Origin of the sequence: Streptomyces sp. NBC_01788, assembly GCF_035917575.1 — a bacterium.
Taxonomy (GTDB): Bacteria; Actinomycetota; Actinomycetes; order Streptomycetales; family Streptomycetaceae; genus Streptomyces.
In genome coordinates this window covers 1507850-1525158 of record NZ_CP109090.1, presented here as the reverse complement: position 1 = coordinate 1525158, position 17309 = coordinate 1507850, and the positions used below count along the sequence as shown (strand labels likewise).

General features: G+C 71.2%; 17 protein-coding genes. 8 read left to right on the top strand and 9 right to left on the bottom strand.

The genetic code is table 11. From position 1 onward, the window contains the following. Positions 1-9: 9 nt before the first annotated feature. From OIE49_RS07135 to modA, 4 genes are read right to left on the bottom strand one after another with little or no spacing between them, the layout of a single operon-like run. Positions 10-429, bottom strand: coding sequence for a TOBE domain-containing protein (locus OIE49_RS07135; RefSeq protein WP_100567226.1), 420 nt, complete (start codon positions 427-429; stop codon positions 10-12). A 58-nt stretch (positions 430-487) separates the two neighbouring features. Continuing rightward, on the bottom strand, positions 488-1579 hold the full coding sequence (locus OIE49_RS07130) for an ABC transporter ATP-binding protein (RefSeq protein WP_326801594.1): 1092 nt from the start codon (positions 1577-1579) through the stop codon (positions 488-490). 49 nt (positions 1580-1628) lie between these two features. Continuing rightward, on the bottom strand, positions 1629-2471 hold the full coding sequence (gene modB / locus OIE49_RS07125) for a molybdate ABC transporter permease subunit (protein WP_401743124.1): 843 nt from the start codon (positions 2469-2471) through the stop codon (positions 1629-1631). After that, positions 2468-3292: a molybdate ABC transporter substrate-binding protein gene (gene modA, locus OIE49_RS07120; protein ID WP_326801593.1), complete on the bottom strand. Its 825-nt coding sequence runs from the start codon at positions 3290-3292 to the stop codon at positions 2468-2470. The genes modB and modA overlap by 4 nt, the downstream gene beginning before the upstream one ends. Positions 3293-3489: 197 nt before the next feature. Between modA and OIE49_RS07115 the strand changes: the two genes are divergently transcribed. After that, positions 3490-3951 (top strand): molybdopterin-dependent oxidoreductase, encoded by a 462-nt coding sequence (locus tag OIE49_RS07115; RefSeq protein ID WP_100567230.1) that lies wholly within the window; start codon positions 3490-3492, stop codon positions 3949-3951. 10 nt (positions 3952-3961) lie between these two features. Here OIE49_RS07115 and OIE49_RS07110 read toward each other — a convergent pair whose 3' ends face one another. The 3 genes from OIE49_RS07110 to OIE49_RS07100 form a co-directional block, all read right to left on the bottom strand. Further along, a complete protein-coding gene (locus OIE49_RS07110) occupies positions 3962-4354 on the bottom strand; it encodes a TOBE domain-containing protein (protein WP_326801592.1) in 393 nt (130 codons plus the stop codon). Between the two features lie 118 nt (positions 4355-4472). After that, on the bottom strand, positions 4473-6422 hold the full coding sequence (locus OIE49_RS07105) for an amino acid transporter (protein ID WP_326801591.1): 1950 nt from the start codon (positions 6420-6422) through the stop codon (positions 4473-4475). A gap of 254 nt (positions 6423-6676) precedes the next feature. Next, positions 6677-7234, bottom strand: a complete 558-nt coding sequence (locus tag OIE49_RS07100) for a hypothetical protein (protein ID WP_326801590.1) — start codon at positions 7232-7234, stop codon at positions 6677-6679. A gap of 161 nt (positions 7235-7395) precedes the next feature. Between OIE49_RS07100 and OIE49_RS07095 the strand changes: the two genes are divergently transcribed. Genes OIE49_RS07095 through OIE49_RS07070 form a run of 6 tightly spaced genes read left to right on the top strand, consistent with a single transcriptional unit; the run spans position 7396 to position 13675 of the window. After that, entirely contained in the window at positions 7396-7554 is a 159-nt protein-coding gene (locus tag OIE49_RS07095; RefSeq protein WP_159024810.1) for a hypothetical protein, read from the top strand. Continuing rightward, positions 7551-7640, top strand: a complete 90-nt coding sequence (gene kdpF, locus OIE49_RS07090) for a K(+)-transporting ATPase subunit F (protein ID WP_016434100.1) — start codon at positions 7551-7553, stop codon at positions 7638-7640. The genes OIE49_RS07095 and kdpF overlap by 4 nt, the downstream gene beginning before the upstream one ends. A gap of 8 nt (positions 7641-7648) precedes the next feature. After that, positions 7649-9310 carry a potassium-transporting ATPase subunit KdpA gene (gene kdpA / locus OIE49_RS07085; RefSeq protein WP_326801589.1) on the top strand — a complete coding sequence of 554 codons (1662 nt, stop codon included), beginning with the start codon at positions 7649-7651 and terminating at the stop codon, positions 9308-9310. Beyond that, entirely contained in the window at positions 9310-11433 is a 2124-nt protein-coding gene (gene kdpB / locus OIE49_RS07080; RefSeq protein ID WP_326801588.1) for a potassium-transporting ATPase subunit KdpB, read from the top strand. Before kdpA ends, kdpB begins: the two co-directional genes overlap by 1 nt. Before the next feature lie 5 nt (positions 11434-11438). Next, on the top strand, positions 11439-12071 hold the full coding sequence (kdpC, locus tag OIE49_RS07075) for a potassium-transporting ATPase subunit KdpC (RefSeq protein WP_326801587.1): 633 nt from the start codon (positions 11439-11441) through the stop codon (positions 12069-12071). A 59-nt stretch (positions 12072-12130) separates the two neighbouring features. Next, the gene (locus OIE49_RS07070) at positions 12131-13675 is read left to right on the top strand and encodes a glycoside hydrolase family 43 protein (protein ID WP_326806162.1); all 1545 of its coding nucleotides are present in this window, start codon (positions 12131-12133) and stop codon (positions 13673-13675) included. A gap of 169 nt (positions 13676-13844) precedes the next feature. Here the strand turns inward: OIE49_RS07070 and OIE49_RS07065 are convergent, their stop codons facing one another. Together OIE49_RS07065 and OIE49_RS07060 are read right to left on the bottom strand one after the other, a co-directional pair. Continuing rightward, complete coding sequence (locus tag OIE49_RS07065) at positions 13845-14051, bottom strand: DUF5999 family protein (RefSeq protein WP_281155090.1); 207 nt, start codon at positions 14049-14051, stop codon at positions 13845-13847. 392 nt (positions 14052-14443) lie between these two features. Next, on the bottom strand, positions 14444-15028 hold the full coding sequence (locus OIE49_RS07060) for a hypothetical protein (RefSeq protein ID WP_326801586.1): 585 nt from the start codon (positions 15026-15028) through the stop codon (positions 14444-14446). 562 nt (positions 15029-15590) lie between these two features. Between OIE49_RS07060 and OIE49_RS07055 the strand changes: the two genes are divergently transcribed. Beyond that, on the top strand, positions 15591-17108 hold the full coding sequence (locus OIE49_RS07055; protein ID WP_100567238.1) for a glutamate-cysteine ligase family protein: 1518 nt from the start codon (positions 15591-15593) through the stop codon (positions 17106-17108). The last annotated feature ends 201 nt before the right edge of the window (positions 17109-17309 follow it).

The window sequence follows — 17309 nt, the reverse complement described above, 5'->3', positions numbered from 1 at the left end:
GCCGTGTCGTCACACGGTGGCCAGGGCGACCTCGGTCGACTTGATCAGGGCGGTGACGTGCGTGCCCTGCGCCAGGCCGAGGTCCGTGACGGCGTCCCTGGTGATCGCGGCGGTCAGCTCGCCGCCCGCCACGCCGACCCGGACGGACGCCATGGCCGCGCCGAGGGTGATCCGGCTGACGGTGCCCGGCAGCCGGTTGCGGATGGACAGGCCCTCCACCGGACCGGTGGCCAGGGACACCTCCGTCGACTTCACCAGGGCGCGCACGGTGGTGCCCTCGCTCAGCCGCAGGTCCTCGACGGCGTCCCGGGTGATCGCGGACGTGAGCCGGCCGCCTCCGTCCAGGCGTACGTGAACGAGGGCCATCGCCTCGTCGGGGGTGACGGAGGTGACCGTTCCGGGCAACTGGTTGCGCATGCTCAGGCTCATGGGGGCGCCTCGTGGGGTGGGGGACGTGCTGATCACCCACCGTAGGGCGGCCGGTGCCTCAAGCCGGGTAGGCGTGGGTCTGCGTCGCCTTGACGGTCGCCCACACCGCCGCGCCCGGGTGCAGATCCAGTTCGGCTGCCGCGACCGTGGTCAGGTCCGCGGTGAGGGCGAGTTCGCCGGTCAGGTCGGCGCGGATCTGGTCGCCGTGGGTCTCCAGGCCGGCGACCTCGCACTGCCACAGGTTGCGCGCGCTGGAGCCCGAGGGGCGGTCCCGGTAGAGAGTGACCGCACTCGGCGGGAAGGCCACGAAGACCGCTCCCGACAGCGCCTCCGTGATGGTGACGGCGGGTCCGGACGCGAGGCGGACGGTGTGGCCCTCCGCCTCGCCGCGGTAGAGGTTCAGGCCCACCAGCTGTGCGACGTAGTCGGTGCGCGGACGGCGGGCGATCTCCGACGGGGTGCCCTCCTGGACGACACGGCCGTGCTCGACGACGACCAGCCGGTCGGCCAGCACCATCGCGTCCAGCGGGTCATGGGTGACCAGGACGGCGACGGCCTCGAACTCGGCGAGGTGCCGGCGGAGCTGGGCGCGGACCTCCAACCGGGTGCGGGCGTCGAGCGCGGCGAGCGGTTCGTCGAGCAGCAGCAGCCGCGGCCCGGTGGCCAGGGCGCGGGCCAGGGCCACGCGCTGTGCCTGGCCGCCGGAGAGACGGCGGGGCTTGGCCCCGGCGTGGTCGGCCAGCCCCATCCGGTCCAGCCACCGCGCGGCCTGCGCGCGGGCCTCGGACTTGGACGCGCCCCGGCAGCGCGGTCCGAAGGCCACGTTGTCCAGGGCCGACAGATGCGGGAACAGCAGGTAGTCCTGGAAGACCACACCGACCGGGCGTGACTCGGGCGGCGTGCGGTCCAGGGCGGCGCCGTCCAGGCGCAGATGGCCGCCGGTGAGCGGCACCAGGCCCGCCAGGGCGCGCAGCGCCGTCGTCTTCCCGGCGCCGTTCGGGCCGAGCAGCGCCACCACGTCGCCCGGGGCGGCGGTGAGCGCGACGTCGAGGCGGAAGGTGCCGCGGTCGACGACGAGGCGGGCGTCCAGGCCCTCGCCCCTCGCGCCCCCGGCACGCACGCCGGCCGGGGTCCGGTCGATGTCGGTCATGAGATGAACGTCCTGGATACGGGGCGGGCCGGGATCGGCGGCGGCGTCATCACGAGGCCGTCATCCAACGGTCCCGCAGACCCGCCAGTACGGCGATCGACACCGCGAGCAGCACCAGGCTCAGGGAGATCGCCGCCGCCGGATCGTTCTGCAGGGCCAGGTAGACGGCCAGCGGCATGGTCTGCGTACGGCCGGGGAAGTTGCCGGCGAAGGTGATCGTCGCGCCGAACTCGCCGAGCGCCCGCGCCCAGGCGAGCACGGCGCCCGCGGCGATGCCCGGCGCGATCAGCGGCAGGGTGACCCGGCGGAACGCGGTGAAGCGTGAGGCGCCCAGTGTGGTGGCCGCCTCCTCGTAGCGCGGGTCGGCGGCCCGCAGTGTGCCCTCGACGCTGATCACGAGGAACGGCATGGCCACGAACGCCTCCGCGACCACCACCCCGGCCGTGGTGAACGGCAGTGTGATCCCGAACCAGGAGTCCAGCCACTGCCCGACGACGCCGTTGCGCCCCAGGGCCAGCAGCAGGGCCACACCGCCCACGACCGGCGGCAGCACGAGCGGCAGCGTGACCAGGGCCCGGACGAATCCGCGTCCGGGAAAGTCCGTACGGGCCAGCAGCCAGGCCAGCGGAACGCCGAGCACCAGGCTCACGGCGGTGGCGGCGGTGGCGCTGACCAGGGACAACTGGAGCGCCTGCCACACCTCGGCGCTGGTCAGCTGGCCCGGCAGGCTGCGCCAGGGCGCCCGGATCAGCAGCGCGAGCAGCGGCAGCAGCAGGAAGGCCAGGCCGACCAGGGCGGGGACCAGCAGAGGCAGCGGCGCGCCACCGAGCGCGCGACCGCGCCGCGACCCGTTCTTCCGGGTCGCGACGAGGGCCTCGTCGATCCCGGTCACGGCTTCAGGAACCCGGCCCCGGTCAGGACCTTCTGGCCGTCGGCCGACGTCACCAGCTCGATGAACGCCTTGGCCGCGGCGGCGTTCGGCGCGTTCTTGAGCAGGGCGATCGGGTAGTCGTTGACGGCCTCGGCCGACTCCGGGAACTCCACGCCCTGGACCCGGTCGGCGGCGGCCTTCACATCGGTCTTGTAGACGAGGGCGGCGTCGGCCTCCTTCAGCTCGACCTTCGTCAGGGCGCTCTTGACGTCCTGCTCGTAGGAGACAGGGGTCAGCTTGAGGTTGCTCGCCTCCAGCACCTTCTGGGCGGCGGCGCCGCAGGGCACGGTCTTGTCGCACAGGACGACCTTCAGACCGGACTTGGTGAGGTCCTTCAGCGAGGAGATCTTGTCCGGGTTGCCCGGCGCGGTCGCGATCTCCAGCTGGTTGCGGACGAAGGTGACCGGTGTTCCGTCCGCGTCGTTCTTGTCGGTCACGATCGCCATCGTCTTGGGGCTGGCGGCGGCGAACACGTCGGCGGGGGCACCGGAGGTGATGCTCGCGGCGAGGCTGTCGCTGCCGCCGAAGTTGAAGCTGACCTTGGCGCCCGGGTGCTGCTGCTCGAACTGCTTGCCGAGCGCGGTGAAGCTCTCCTTCAGCGAGGCGGCGGCGAAGACGGTCACGGTGCCGGACAGCTTCGGCGCGGCGGACGCCGACGTGTCGGATCCGGCCGTGGACGAACCGTCGGAGGACGACGAGGAGCAGGCGCTGAGGACGAGCAACGCCGCGGCCCCCGCCACTCCCGACTGCAGCATCCTGGTCCGTCGCGTGGAACGGGTCATCACGGTTCTACTCCTCTGGCTCTGCACGGAAGAAGCTGTCGCGCCCTGCCACGACCGTTCGATGGCCGTGAAGCGATCATACTGCCGCAATTGCCAGGTGTAAGACCCCTGTTGCATCGCATGAGCCGGTGCTGCGCGAGACATGCCTTGCATATGCGTTTGTACGGTGCGGTCGCTCGGGTACGGACCCTCAGGAGGTGGTGCCCGTGACGCTCGCGGAGCTCGACCTGACCGGCGACCTCGCCCGCCCGGCCCGGCTGACCGTGCGGGATCTGCTCGGGTGGCCGCAGCACGGGGTGGGAGTCGCCTTCGCCTGCGCCACGAGCGGGGTGCAGCACCACCGCTTCACCGGACCGCGCCTGTACGACGTGCTGTCCGCGGCGGGGCCCGGTTTCGACCCGGCCCGGCGCAAGGACCGGCTGCGCTTCCTGATCGCGGTCACGGCCGCCGACGGGCACCACGCGCTGCTGTCGTGGGCGGAGATCGACCCCGACTTCGCCGACGCTCCGGTCCTGCTCGCGGTGAGCATCGACGGCACCCGGCTCGACGGCGCCGGCCCCCAGCTGGTCCTGCCGCAGGACCGATGCGGCGCGCGGTACGTCAGCGGCGTACGGGCGATCCGCGTGGACGGCGGCTATCGCGCGCGTGACCGGGTGTGAGCCGGTTCGCTCATGCCCGGTCGATGTGCACGTTCGTCGACTTCACACGGGCGGTGGCCTCCATGCCGACCTCCAGGCCCAGTTCCTCCACGGCCTCCCGGGTCAGCAGGGAGACGAGCCGGTGCGGGCCGGCCTGGATCTCCACCTGGGCGGCGACGTCGCCGAGCTTGATGGCGGTCACGATGCCGGCGAAGGCGTTGCGGACCGACGTGTACGAGGGGCCCTCCTCGCCGCCGCTGCGGGCCAGTTCGACCGAGAACGCGGCGAGGTCCCGGCCGTCGATGAGCCGGCGTCCGCTGTCGTCGCGGTGGGTTGCCATCCGGCCCGCGTCCGCCCAGCGTCGCGCCGTGTCCGGGCTGACGCCGAGCAGCCGGGCCGCCTGCCCGATCGTGTAGGACTGCATGCCGGTCACGATAGAGCCGCAGGTGGTGTGAGGCTGACCTGGGGGTGGGCCGTTCGCGGGCGCGGCTCGGCCGGTGGTGGAGGCGGGCCGGTGCGCACCCGTCTCGGCCCGGCGCGGTTCAGCCGGTGTGTACCCGGGGGCGCTTGGCTCGGTCCGGCTCCGCCTCGCGCAGCACCTCGCGCGTGACCGGTGCGACCTCGCCCTGGCCGAAGAGGAAGAAGCGCAGGAAGTTGGCGAACGGGTTGCCCTCGGTCCACTCGAAGTAGATGTGCGGGGTGCGGCCGGTCATCTCCCGGACATGGAGGAGGAGCGCGGCCAGGGCGTTCGGGACGGACGCGGACTCCATGGCCAGCACCCGGTAGCGGTCGTGCCTGACCTCCCCGCACACGGTCAGTCCGGCCTCGAACTCCGAGGGGTCGGTGACCGTCACCTCGACGAAGACGAAGTCCTCGGTGAGCGGGATGTCGCTGTCGCTGCGGATCTGCTCGATCTTGTCGCGGTACTCGGCCTTGTCCTGCCGCTCCGGTTCCTTCGCGATGAACCGGATCTTGCGGCTGGCGATGTCCCTGACGAACCGCTCCGCCATGCCGTCCAGCGTCACGCTCGTCACCCGCAGCTCGAACGAACGCGCGAGCCGGGACATCAGCGAGACCAGGACGATCCCGGTGATGAAGCAGGCGCCGATCTTCACACCGTCGGGACGCTCGATGATGTTGACGACGGTCGTGTAGAGGAACACGGCCGAGATGACCCCGAACGCGATGGTCCACTTGTGCTGGCCGGCCCTGCGGGCGGCGATGGTCACCGCGATCGCCGCGGAGCTGATCAGCACGAGCACGCCCGTGGCGTACGCGCCGCCCTGCTTGTCGACGTTGGCGTCGAAGATCCAGGTGACCAGGAAGCCGATCAGGGTGAAGACGATGACCATCGGGCGGACCGCCCGCGCCCAGTGCGGGGCCATCCCGTAGCGGGGCAGGTACCGCGGCATCAGGTTGAGCAGCCCGGCCATCGCGGAGGCGCCCGCGAACCACAGGATCAGGATGGTCGAGACGTCGTAGACCGTGCCGAAGGTGTTGCCGAGGTACTCGTGCGCCAGATAGGCCAGGGCACGGCCGTTGGCCTGGCCGCCGGCCTTGAACTCCGGCGCCGGGATCAGCAGCGTGGTGATGAAGCTGGTGGCGATCAGGAAGCAGCTCATGATCAGCGCGGCCGTGGTGAGCAACTTCCTGGTGTCCCGGATCCGGCCGGTGGGCCGCTCCTCGGTGTCGTCCGGGTCGCCCCGCACGTGCGGCATGACGGCGACGCCGGTCTCGAAGCCGGACAGGCCGAGCGCGAGTTTGGGGAAGACGAGCAGGGCCACGCCGACCATGAGGAAGACGTTGCCGTGCTGGGCGGTCAGCGCGCTGGTCCAGTCGGTGACCACATGGCCGGCGGTGAGGACGTGCCACAGACCGACGGCCACCACCACGACGTTCAGCGCGAGATAGATTCCGACCAGGACGAAGGCGACGCCGATCGCCTCCACGAAGCCCTTGAGGAAGACCGCGCCGAGCAGTGCGATGAGCAGGAGCGTGATCAGCATCTGGTGGCTGTGCAGCGCGGCCGTCAGATGCGGGTTCTCCACCAGGTGCGTCGAGGCGTCCGCGGCCGACAGTGTCATGGTGATCAGGAAGTCGGTGGCGGCGAAGCCGAGCAGGGCCAGCACGAACAGCTTGCCCTGCCAGAACGACAGCAGCCGCTCCAGCATGGCGATCGAGCCCGCGCCGTGCGGGCTCTCCGACGCCACCCGGCGATACACCGGCAGGGCGCCCGCGAGGGTGACCAGGACCAGCACGAGGGTGGCGATGGGCGACAGCAGCCCGGCCGCGAGCGCCGCGATGCCCGGCTGGTAGCCGAGTGTCGAGAAGTAGTCCACGCCGGTCAGGCACATCACCCTCCACCACCACTGCCCCTTGTGCGGGGGCTCCGGCAGGGCGTGCGGGGCCTGCTGGATGCCCTTGCCCATGTCGGACAGGCCCTCCAGCATCCAGGCGCGCAGGCGACTGGGAGGGTGCTCGGTGGTCGCCATGCCCCTGCTCCTGAGGTGTGGCTCGCGTGCGGACCGGCCGTCACGGACCGGGCCGCCATGCGGACGGGTCACAAGCGTATGCGGAGAGTAACGCAAGGGCTCACGAGTACCCGTGTGAGCAGGCGTCAACCTTTCGGCAAGGGCGGGCGTGGCGATCCCGATATCACCTCATGACCAGCGGACACGCAGGTTTTACCGCGCACTGGGCCGTCCGGGGGAAAGACGGCAGCCGAACCCGCGGCGGACACCCAGCGTCATGACTCCAGTCCCGAGATCCGGAACACCGCCAGCGCGGTCTCCCGGTCGACCTGCTCGGAGATGTCGCGCAGCTCGTCCGTCCCGCACCGGAGCCTGCCCGCGGCCACACAGTGCCGGGCGTCCTCGTCGAGGCGGTACCAGACGTCGGGATGGTCCACCAGGACCTCGGGATCCAGCTCCACCCGCCCGCCGAGGGAGTCCCGCAGCACCAGCCGGCGGCATACACCGTCGACCGCGCGCACCGACACCAGCAGGTCGGTACGGACCAGGCGGCTGCGCAGCAGCGACCGGGAGGCGATCCAGCCCCGGCCGGCGCGGACGCGCGGCGGACACAGCACCACGAAGAGCAGCACCGCGAGCGTGAACCAGAGCACGCCGCGCCACCAGGTGAGGCTGCCCGTGCCCCAGTCGATCAGGAACAGCAGGGCGAGCAGTGCCACGGAGCAGCAGACCGAGGTGCGCAGTTCCCGCGCCCACGGGTGGGTCCGGGCCGTGCGGCCGGGTTCCCGCGGCACCGGGTCGGTGCCGGCTCGCTCGTCGTCGCGGAGTCCCATGTGTCCGACGTTAGGGCCCCCGGAGAGCTTCGGCACCTGCCCTTGACACGCCTCTGACGCGCCCGGACCGGTTCTTGACGCCACCCCGCCGCCGCAGCCGGGTGGCGCGTCGTCAGGGGTCCGTCAAGGGTGGGTGTGCCGCCGTATGGGAGCCGTCAACAGTGGTCGGAATCGGCCAGAGGAGGTCGTTTCCTCGAATCGTTGATGTCCGTTCGTCCTCACTCCAGGAGTTCGCGATGGCCGATGTGGCCTTCGTCGTCGTCACGGTCGCGGTGTTCGCGCTCGTGGCCCTCGCCGTCAAGGGGGTGACGAAGCTGTGACCGCCGAGAACATCGTCGGCCTGGTCGTGGCCGTCGCCCTGCTGGGCTATCTCGTCCTCGCCCTGATCTTCCCGGAGAGGTTCTGAGCCGCGTCATGAGTCCCGTACTCGCCGGAGTGCTCCAGCTGCTCGCTCTCATGGCCGCACTGGCACTCGCCTACGTTCCGCTCGGCACCTACATGGCCGGCGTCTACCGCGGGCGGCGCCACCTGCGGCTCGAGAGATGGATCTACCGGGCCACCGGTGCCGATCCGGACGCGGAGATGCGCTGGCCCGCGTACATCCGCGCCGTGCTGGCCTTCTCCCTGGCCGGTGTCCTCTTCCTCTACCTGCTCCAGCGGATCCAGGGCGTGCTGCCGCTCTCGCTCGGCTTCCGCTCCGTCGCCCCCGCACAGGCCTTCAACACCGCCGCGTCCTTCGTCACCAACACCAACTGGCAGTCCTACGCCGGCGAGCAGACCATGGGCCACGTGGTGCAGACCGCCGGTCTGGCCGTGCAGAACTTCGTCTCGGCGGCCGTCGGCATGGCCGTGGCCGTCGCCCTGGTCCGCGGCTTCGCCAGGTCCCGCACCGGTGAACTGGGCAACTTCTGGGCCGACCTGGTGCGCGGCACCGTGCGCGTCCTCCTCCCGCTGGCCGCGGTCGCCGCGATCGTGCTGGTGGCCTGCGGGGTGATCCAGAACTTCTCCGGGATCCACGAGGTCGGCCAGTTCTTCGGCGGCGCGCAGCAGTGGAACGGCGGGGCGGTGGCCTCCCAGGAGGCCATCAAGGAACTGGGCACCAACGGCGGCGGCTATTTCAACGCCAACAGCGCCCACCCCTTCGAGAACCCGACCCCGTTCTCCAACCTCTTCGAGATCTTCCTGATCCTGGTCATCCCCTTCGCGCTGACCCGGACGTTCGGCGTCTTGGTCGGCTCGGTCCGGCAGGGCTACGCGATCCTCGCGGCGATGGCCACCATCTGGCTCGCCTTCGTCGCCCTGCTGATGTGGACCGAGTTCGCCCACCACGAGGGCGCGCTGCGGATCGCGGGCGGCGCGATGGAGGGCAAGGAGGTCCGGTTCGGCATCGGCGCCTCCTCGATCTTCGCGGCGTCGACCACGCTCACCTCGACCGGCGCCGTCGACGCCGCGCACTCCTCGCTCACCGGGTTCGGCGGCGGTATCGCGATGCTCGGCATGATGCTCGGCGAGATCGCGCCCGGCGGTGTCGGCTCCGGCCTGTACGGCATCCTGATCATGGCCGTCATCGCGGTCTTCATCGCCGGTCTGATGGTCGGGCGCACCCCCGAGTACCTGGGCAAGAAGATCGGCTCCCGGGAGATCAAGCTGGCCGCCGTCTACATCCTGATCACCCCGGCGCTGGTGCTGGTGTTCAGCGCCTTCTCGATGGCCCTGCCGACCCCGCCGCACTCAGCGCTCAACCCCGGCGCGCACGGGTTCTCCGAAGTGCTCTACGCCTACACCTCGGCCGCCAACAACAACGGCTCCGCCTTCGCCGGCCTGAACGCGAACACCGACTGGTTCAACACCACGACCGGGCTGGCCATGCTGCTCGGCCGCTTCCTGCCGATGGTGTTCGTCCTCGCCCTGGCCGGCTCCCTGGGCGCACAGCAGCCGGTGCCGGTCACCGCTGGCACCCTGCGCACCGAGAAGCCGCTGTTCACCGGCATGTTGGTGGGCGCCGTCCTGATCGTCGTCGGTCTGACGTACTTCCCGGCCCTCGCACTGGGCCCGCTCGCCGAGGGGCTGGCGTGATGACCACCTCCACACAGAACCACGAGGGCTCCATGTCCGCACTCACCAGGGCCCGGGCACCCCACAGCGACGTGCCCACCGGGCACCCGTCCGGCAGGAGCCGGGTCGGTGCCGGTCTCTTCGACGCCCGGCAACTGGTCAGGTCGCTGCCCGACGCCCTCCGCAAGCTCGATCCGCGGGTGATGGTCAAGTCACCGGTGATGTTCGTGGTGTGGATCGGCTCGCTGCTGACCACCGCCTTCTCCCTCACCCGGCCGGGCGACTGGTTCGGCTGGGCGATCAGCGCCTGGCTGTGGCTGACCGTCGTCTTCGCCAACCTCGCCGAGGCGGTCGCCGAGGGCCGCGGCAAGGCGCAGGCGGAGACCCTGCGCCGGGCCAAGACCGACACCGTCGCGCACCGGGTGGACGGCACCGAGGTCCCCGGCACCGAGCTGCGCATCGGCGACCTCGTCGTGTGCGAGGCGGGCGACGTCATCCCCGGCGACGGGGACGTCGTCGAGGGCGTCGCCTCCGTCGACGAGTCCGCCATCACCGGGGAGTCGGCGCCGGTGATCCGCGAGTCCGGCGGCGACCGGTCCGCCGTGACCGGCGGGACGAAGGTCCTGTCCGACCGTATCGTCGTCAAGATCACCACCAGGCCGGGCGAGACCTTCATCGACCGGATGATCGGCCTCGTCGAGGGCGCCGCACGGCAGAAGACGCCCAACGAGATCGCGCTGAACATCCTGCTCGCCTCGCTGACGATCGTCTTCCTCCTCGCCTGCGCCACACTTCCGCCGTTCGCCGACTACGCGGGCACGCACCTGACCATGGTCGTGCTCGTCGCACTGCTGGTCTGCCTCATCCCGACGACGATCGGCGCCCTGCTGTCGGCCATCGGCATCGCCGGCATGGACCGGCTGGTCCAGCGCAACGTGCTGGCGATGTCGGGGCGGGCGGTGGAGGCCGCCGGCGACGTGTCCACGCTGCTTCTGGACAAGACCGGCACCATCACCCTCGGCAACCGCCGGGCCTCGGAGTTCGTCCCCGTGCGCGGAACCACCGCCGCCGAGCTGGCGGACGCCGCCCAGCTCTCCTCGCTGGCCGACGAGACCCCCGAGGGCCGTTCCGTGGTGGTGCTGGCCAAGGAGAGGTACGGGCTGCGCGAGCGGCACCAGGGCGAGCTCGCCGGGGCCGAGTGGATCGCGTTCACCGCCCAGACCCGGATGTCCGGCGTGGACGTGGACGGCCGCAGGATCCGCAAGGGCGCGACGGGATCCGTCATCGCCTGGGTCCAGGAGCGGGACGGCCGGATCGCCGAGGACACCGACCGCCTCTCGAAGGAGATCTCCGCGGCCGGCGGCACACCGCTGCTGGTCGCCGCCGAGGACCAGGACGGCGCCCGGGTCCTCGGCGTCATCCACCTCAAGGACGTGGTCAAGGACGGTATGCGCGAACGCTTCGCCGAACTGCGCCGGATGGGCATCAAGACCGTCATGATCACGGGCGACAACCCGCTGACCGCCCGGGCGATCGCGGACGAGGCCGGTGTCGACGACTTCCTCGCCGAGGCCACGCCCGAGGACAAGATGGCGCTGATCAGGCGCGAGCAGAGCGGCGGCAAGCTGGTCGCGATGACCGGTGACGGCACCAACGACGCGCCCGCGCTGGCCCAGGCCGACGTCGGCGTGGCCATGAACACCGGTACGTCGGCCGCCAAGGAGGCCGGCAACATGGTCGACCTCGACTCCGACCCGACCAAGCTGATCGAGATCGTCGAGATCGGCAAGCAGCTCCTGATCACCCGCGGCGCGCTCACGACGTTCTCCATCGCCAACGACGTGGCGAAGTACTTCGCGATCATCCCGGCCCTGTTCGCCGCGGTCTACCCGGGCCTGGACAAGCTGAACATCATGCGGCTGTCCTCGCCCGACTCGGCGATCCTGTCCGCGGTCGTCTTCAACGCGCTGGTCATCATCGCGCTGGTGCCGCTCGCCCTGCGGGGTGTGCGCTACCGGCCGACGAGCGCGGACCGGATGCTCCGCCGCAACCTCGCCGTCTACGGCCTCGGCGGGCTGATCGCGCCCTTCATCGGCATCAAGCTCATCGACCTGCTCATCTCCCTGATTCCCGGGATCGGCTGACGCACATGAACCAGTCCCTTGTGAACACCGGCCGTCAACTGGCGGCGGGCCTGCGGGCGCTGCTCGCGCTGACCCTGCTCACCGGTGTCGTCTACCCGCTCGTCGTCACGGGCGTGGCCCAGGCCTTCCTCGGGCACCGGGCCAATGGCTCGGAGGTCGAGGAGGGCGGCAGGGTCGTCGGCTCCTCCCTGATCGGGCAACAGCACTACGGCCTCGACTACTTCCAGCCGCGCCCGGCCGCCGGGCTGAGCGCGAACACCGTGAACACGCAGTACAAGCTGCTCGTCTCCGGCGCCACCAACCTCGCCGCGAACAACCCGAAGCTGGTCCAGGCGGTCGAGCGGGCACGGGCCGAGGTCGTCAGGCTCAACTCCACGTCCGGCTACAAGGTGAAGCCCTCCCACGTTCCGGCCGACGCCGTGACCTCCTCGGGTTCCGGCCTGGACCCGGACATCTCCCCGGCCTACGCGCTGCTCCAGGCGCACCGGGTGGCGGAACGCAACCACCTGCCCGTCGCGCGGGTCGAGCACCTGGTGCGGGAGCAGACGGAGAGCCGCACCCTCGGCTTCATCGGCGAGCCGTGGGTGAACGTCCTCCAACTCAACGTCGCCCTCAGGGAGCTGACCACAGGTCACTGACGTTCTGTCCGCGCCCTCTTGTCCGCTTCCGGAGCCGCACCTACAGTGCGGCCGTGCGGATGTACGAGAACCCCGTCATCGGAGGCTTCCACCCCGACCCCAGCGTGTGCCGGGTCGGCGAGGACCACTACCTGGTGTGCTCCAGCTTCGAGTACTTCCCAGGGGTCCCGCTGTTCCACAGCCGGGACCTGGTGCACTGGCGGCAGATCGGCAACGTGCTGGACCGGCCGGGCCAGTTGGAGCTGCCGGACGGCCTCCCGGCCTCCGCCGGCATCTACGCCCCGACCATCCGCCACCACGACGGCCGCTTCCACGTGATCACCACCAATGTCGCGGCCGGGGGCACCTTCCTGGTCAGCGCCGAGGATCCGCTGGGGCCCTGGTCGGACCCGGTCTGGATCGACCTGCCCGGGATCGACCCCGACCTCGCCTGGGACGAGGACGGCTCCTGCTGGTGCGCCGTCGCGGGCGTGTCGGTGGCCCGGATCGACCCGGTGACCGGCAAGGTCCTGGAGGGTCCGCTGCCCGCGTGGTCGGGTACGGGGCTTCAGCACCCGGAGGCGCCGCACCTGTACCGGATCGGCGCCTGGTGGTACCTCCTGCTGGCCGAGGGCGGCACCGGGCACGGGCACGGCGTCTCGATCGCCCGCGCCCGATCCCCGCGCGGCCCCTGGGAGCCCGCGCCGGACAACCCGGTTCTCTCCCACCGCGGCACCGACCTGCCCATCCAGTGCACGGGCCACGCCGACCTGGTGCAGGCGGCCGACGGCACCTGGTGGATGGTGCTGCTCGGCACCCGGCCCGGTGGCTGGTTCCCGGAGTTCCACGTGCTCGGCCGGGAGACCTTCCTGACCCCGGTGGAGTGGGTGGACGGCTGGCCGCGGGTCGGCCCGGTGCGTGAGCGGCATCCGGCGCCCGCGGCCTGGCACCCCCTGCCGCCGCAGCCCGAGCGGGACGACTTCGACGCGACGTCCCTGGCGCCGCTCTGGATCTCCCCGCGCAGCAGACCGGAGGGTTCCTGGTCGCTGAGCGAGCGTCCCGGCCGGCTGACCCTCCACGCGACCGGCGACAGCCTCGACCGGCCCGGCCACACCTTCGTGGGACGCCGTCAGCAGCACCCGGACTGCCGGGTGGCGGCGCGTGTCGAGGCGGTCTCCGGCCGGGCCGGCCTGTCCGTCAGGCTGGACGAGGCGCACCACTACGACGTGGAGATCGGCGGGGGAGTGGTGGGCGTGGTCGCCCGGATCGGGCCGCTGCGGCAGCGGATCGCGGAGCATCCGGTGCCGCCCGGACCGCTCACCCTCGTCGTGGACATCCGCACGGACGACGTGCCCCCGCCCACGGTCACTGTCCCGGACCTGTCGGCGACCGGCGCCGCGGCGGCGACCGGGGTACGAGCGGCCGGCCCGGACGTGATCGCGTTCTTGATCGAGGGCCCGGAGGGCACGCGGACGCTGGCCGAACTCGACGGGCGCTACCTGTCCACCCAGGTCGCGGCCGGCTTCACCGGGCGGGTGATCGGCATGTACGCCACCGAGGGCAGCGCCGCCTTCGACTGGTTCGACTACCGGCCGCGGCACCCGCGCCGTGCTGTTGAGGGCTGACCCGGCGTCGTGTTGCGGTTGGTAACGGTGTGAACCCGGACGGCCACCGTGTCACAGGGAGGACACCGGGAGTGGCCGTGCCCGGACACGCGTCGGGGCCGGTTCGCGCGGGTGCGCGCCGGCCCCTGGTGATCCGCGGGCGGTTCACGAAATCCGCCCGGTCGCAGCACTAGGCGGCGGTCACCACCCGGTCGGCGCCCAGCGGACGGTGCGGGGCGATGATCTGGCCGTCCGGCAGGAGCTCACCGGTGTCCTCGAAGAACAGGACGCCGTTGCACAGCAGGCTCCAGCCCTGCTCCGGGTGGTGCGCCACGAGACGGGCGGATTCCCGGTCGGCGGAGTCGGCTGACGGGCACGGTGGCTGGTGCTGGCACATTGAGGGGTTCTTTCGCTCTGTCGTGTGATCGCTGTCGGCTGTCGTGCGTGTCCCGCGGCTGATGGTGTTCTCCATGGCCGCCCCCCGTCGAGTCGGTCCGAAACCAGTGTTCCCCCACGGGCCTGATTCCGCAGGGATTTCGCAGCACCGCTTCTCACCGGTTGGAGACGCGTCACACGCACGAGCGGTTCACCCCGGGCGCACCGCCTCTTGGGATGGTTCGCACTGGCCGGATGGGGCTAGTCCGATGGGACCCCCGGTCGCGAACGCGGTCGTGCGAGCGGGTTCCGCCTGCTACGAGCGTATGTGCGGCCGGATGGCTGAAACAGCGCCGTACCCCGCCGCCGGGGATCTCCGGCAGCGGGGTACGGCGCCGATCGGCGGGAGGGAGGTCAGGCGGGGGAGCCCATGAGCCGGATCGGAGTCACCCGGTGGGTGAGGACCGGGAGCAGGTCGGCGACCCGGTGCGGAAGGTGGGCCGCGATACCGGGCGGGGCCGGCGCGAGCGGCACGAGCAGGTCGGTGGCGGCCGGGTGGCCGGTGGTGCCGTCGTCGGAGAGGTCGCCGTGCAGCCACAACGTGAGCATGTACAGGCTGGGTATGGACAGCAGTCGCGGCTGGTAGGGCTGGCCCAGGGCCTCCGCCTGGCGCAGCGCGCGCTCGGTGGAGGTGACGTAGGGGCCCTCGAAGAAGTGCGAGAAGGTCCAGCCGTCGGGGGTCAGCACGGTCTCGGCCGCGGCCACCGCGTGGTCGCCGCAGCGGATGAGGAAGCGCCACCCGGCCAGCCTGGTCGCGGTGATGCCCTCGGGGGTGATCCGGTCCAGGACGTGCACAGGCAGGGGAAGCTCGGGGGTCGTGGGTTCCTGGGCGGAGCGAAGCCCGGGGGATCCGGCATCGCGGACCGCGGTGGGTGAATCGAGTGCCGTGAGAACGGAGCGCAGGGCGGGCGCGGGAGCCGGGGGGACATGCAGCGGCATGGTGGGTCGCCTCTCATTCGACAGGCACGGTGGCGCGAGGGCGGGCTGGGTGCGGACGGCGTTGTCAGCTCTCAGGGCAGGAGGAGGCTGGGGCCGGGCTCGGGCGAGCGAGGGGTGTGGGGCGTGGCCTGCCTCACGGGCTCCTGACAGGGTTCAGGGCTGTGGGTGCCAACTTCTGCCGTGGAGCAGAGTTTATACGACAAATGTTCAGGTGGTGTTTCGCCTAGCTGTTTTCGATGTGAACGGCAAGAGCCTATTCGGTCGGAGTCAATCGGGAATCATCCCTGCTCCGCGTCAGCCGTATCGCGATGACCTCGGGTTGTGCCCGCATGGCGGTCGGCCTGATCTTGTCGGCGTTTTTCACGAGTTTCATGGGGTACCCGAATCTGCTGGTTGCCGCATGCCCCGTGAATGTGCCTCCGGTCACACGGACCAGAGTAGTCGGTGCGAGGCGGAAGCGGGACGTTATCGATCGCGTTGGCGGGGCATCATCCAACCTGACCACCTGACCGGGACCCCGGCGGCCGGATCTTCGGGCCGCCCTGCGAGGAGGGACGCTGCGATGGGGGAGAAGGTCGTCGCGGGCCAGCTGGAGCTGTCGGACCGCAACCGCTACCGCGACAAGCTGCGGCGGTGCCTGACCGGGTTGGAGCGGTTGCTGGACGAGACGAGGTTCGACCGGCCGAAGAACCTCATGGGGCTGGAGATCGAATTGAATCTCGTCGGCCCCGACGGCATGCCGAAAATGCTGAATGCGCAAGTTCTCGAGCGCATCGCGAGTCGTGACTTCCAAACAGAACTCGCCATGTTCAATCTGGAAGTCAACATCGCCCCACACCGCTTGGGCGACCGGGTATTCGACCAGCTCGCCGAGGAGCTGCGGACGTCACTGGCATATGCCGACCGAAAAGCCGGCGAGGTGGACGCCGGAATAGCGATGATCGGCATTCTGCCCACCCTCGGCCGGGACGACCTGGTCTCCTCCAATCTCTCCGACGTCGACCGTTACGTGCTGCTGAACGATCAGATCGTGGCGGCCCGGGGAGAGGAGTTCACCCTCGACATCGACGGCGTGGAGCATCTCACCTGCACCTCGAAGTCCATCGCGCCCGAGGCCGCCTGCACCTCCGTGCAACTGCACCTCCAGGTCACCCCGGGCCGCTTCGCGGACGTGTGGAACGCGGCTCAGGCGGCCTGCGCCGCGCAGATAGCCGTCGGCGCCAACTCACCGTTCCTCTTCGGGCGCGAGCTGTGGCGGGAGTCGCGGCCGCCGCTGTTCCAGCAGTCCACCGACACCCGCCCGCCCGAGCTCCAGGCCCAGGGCGTGCGGCCGCGCACCTGGTTCGGCGAACGGTGGATCTCCTCGGCGTACGACCTCTTCGAGGAGAACCTGCGTTACTTCCCGGCCCTGCTGCCGATCTGCGACGGCGAGGACCCCCTCGACGTGCTGGACGCAGGCGGCGTGCCCAAGCTGGCCGAGCTGGTCCTGCACAACGGCACCATCTACCGCTGGAACCGCCCCGTCTACGACGTCGCGGACGGAGTGCCGCACCTGCGCGTGGAGAACCGGGTGCTGCCCGCCGGACCCACGGTCACCGACGTGATCGCCAACGCGGCCTTCTACTACGGGCTCGTGCGCGCCCTCGCCGACGAGCCCCGGCCGGTGTGGACCCGGCTGCCCTTCGAGGCCGCGGCCGCGAACTTCGACGCCGCCTGCCGGCACGGCATCGACGCCCGGTTCACCTGGCCCCGGCGCGGGCGCCACTCCGGCACGGCCGAGGTCGACGCCGTCACGCTCGTCCGCGACGAACTGCTCCCGCTCGCCGAGGCCGGACTGACCGCCTGGGGCGTGGAGCGCGCCGACCGGGACCTGTACCTGGGCGTGATCGAGGAGCGGTGCCGGCGCCGGACCAACGGCGCGGAGTGGCAGGCCGCCACCTTCCACCGGGCCCTGGAGCAGGGGGTCGGCCGGGAGGCCGCCCTGGCCGCCACCACCCGGCGCTACCGCGAGCTGACGAAGCTCGGCGAGCCGGCCCACACCTGGCCGATCGGCCTGCCCGAACCGGTTCCGGCAGGCTAGTGCCTGTCCTACGGCGACCGCGGATCCGCTGTGCCTGGATCCGCGGAGGCCCGGCCTGTCGTGCCGCCTCGCCGTAGGCGGGGGGCACTTGTGCCCGCGCGGAAGGGATCGGGCAAGCTGTGACGTCCCACGACGGTGGCGCCGGGCGTGCGCAGCCGTGCCGGAATCCGGCCGTACCCGTGCGGCGGGGTGGCGCGCCCC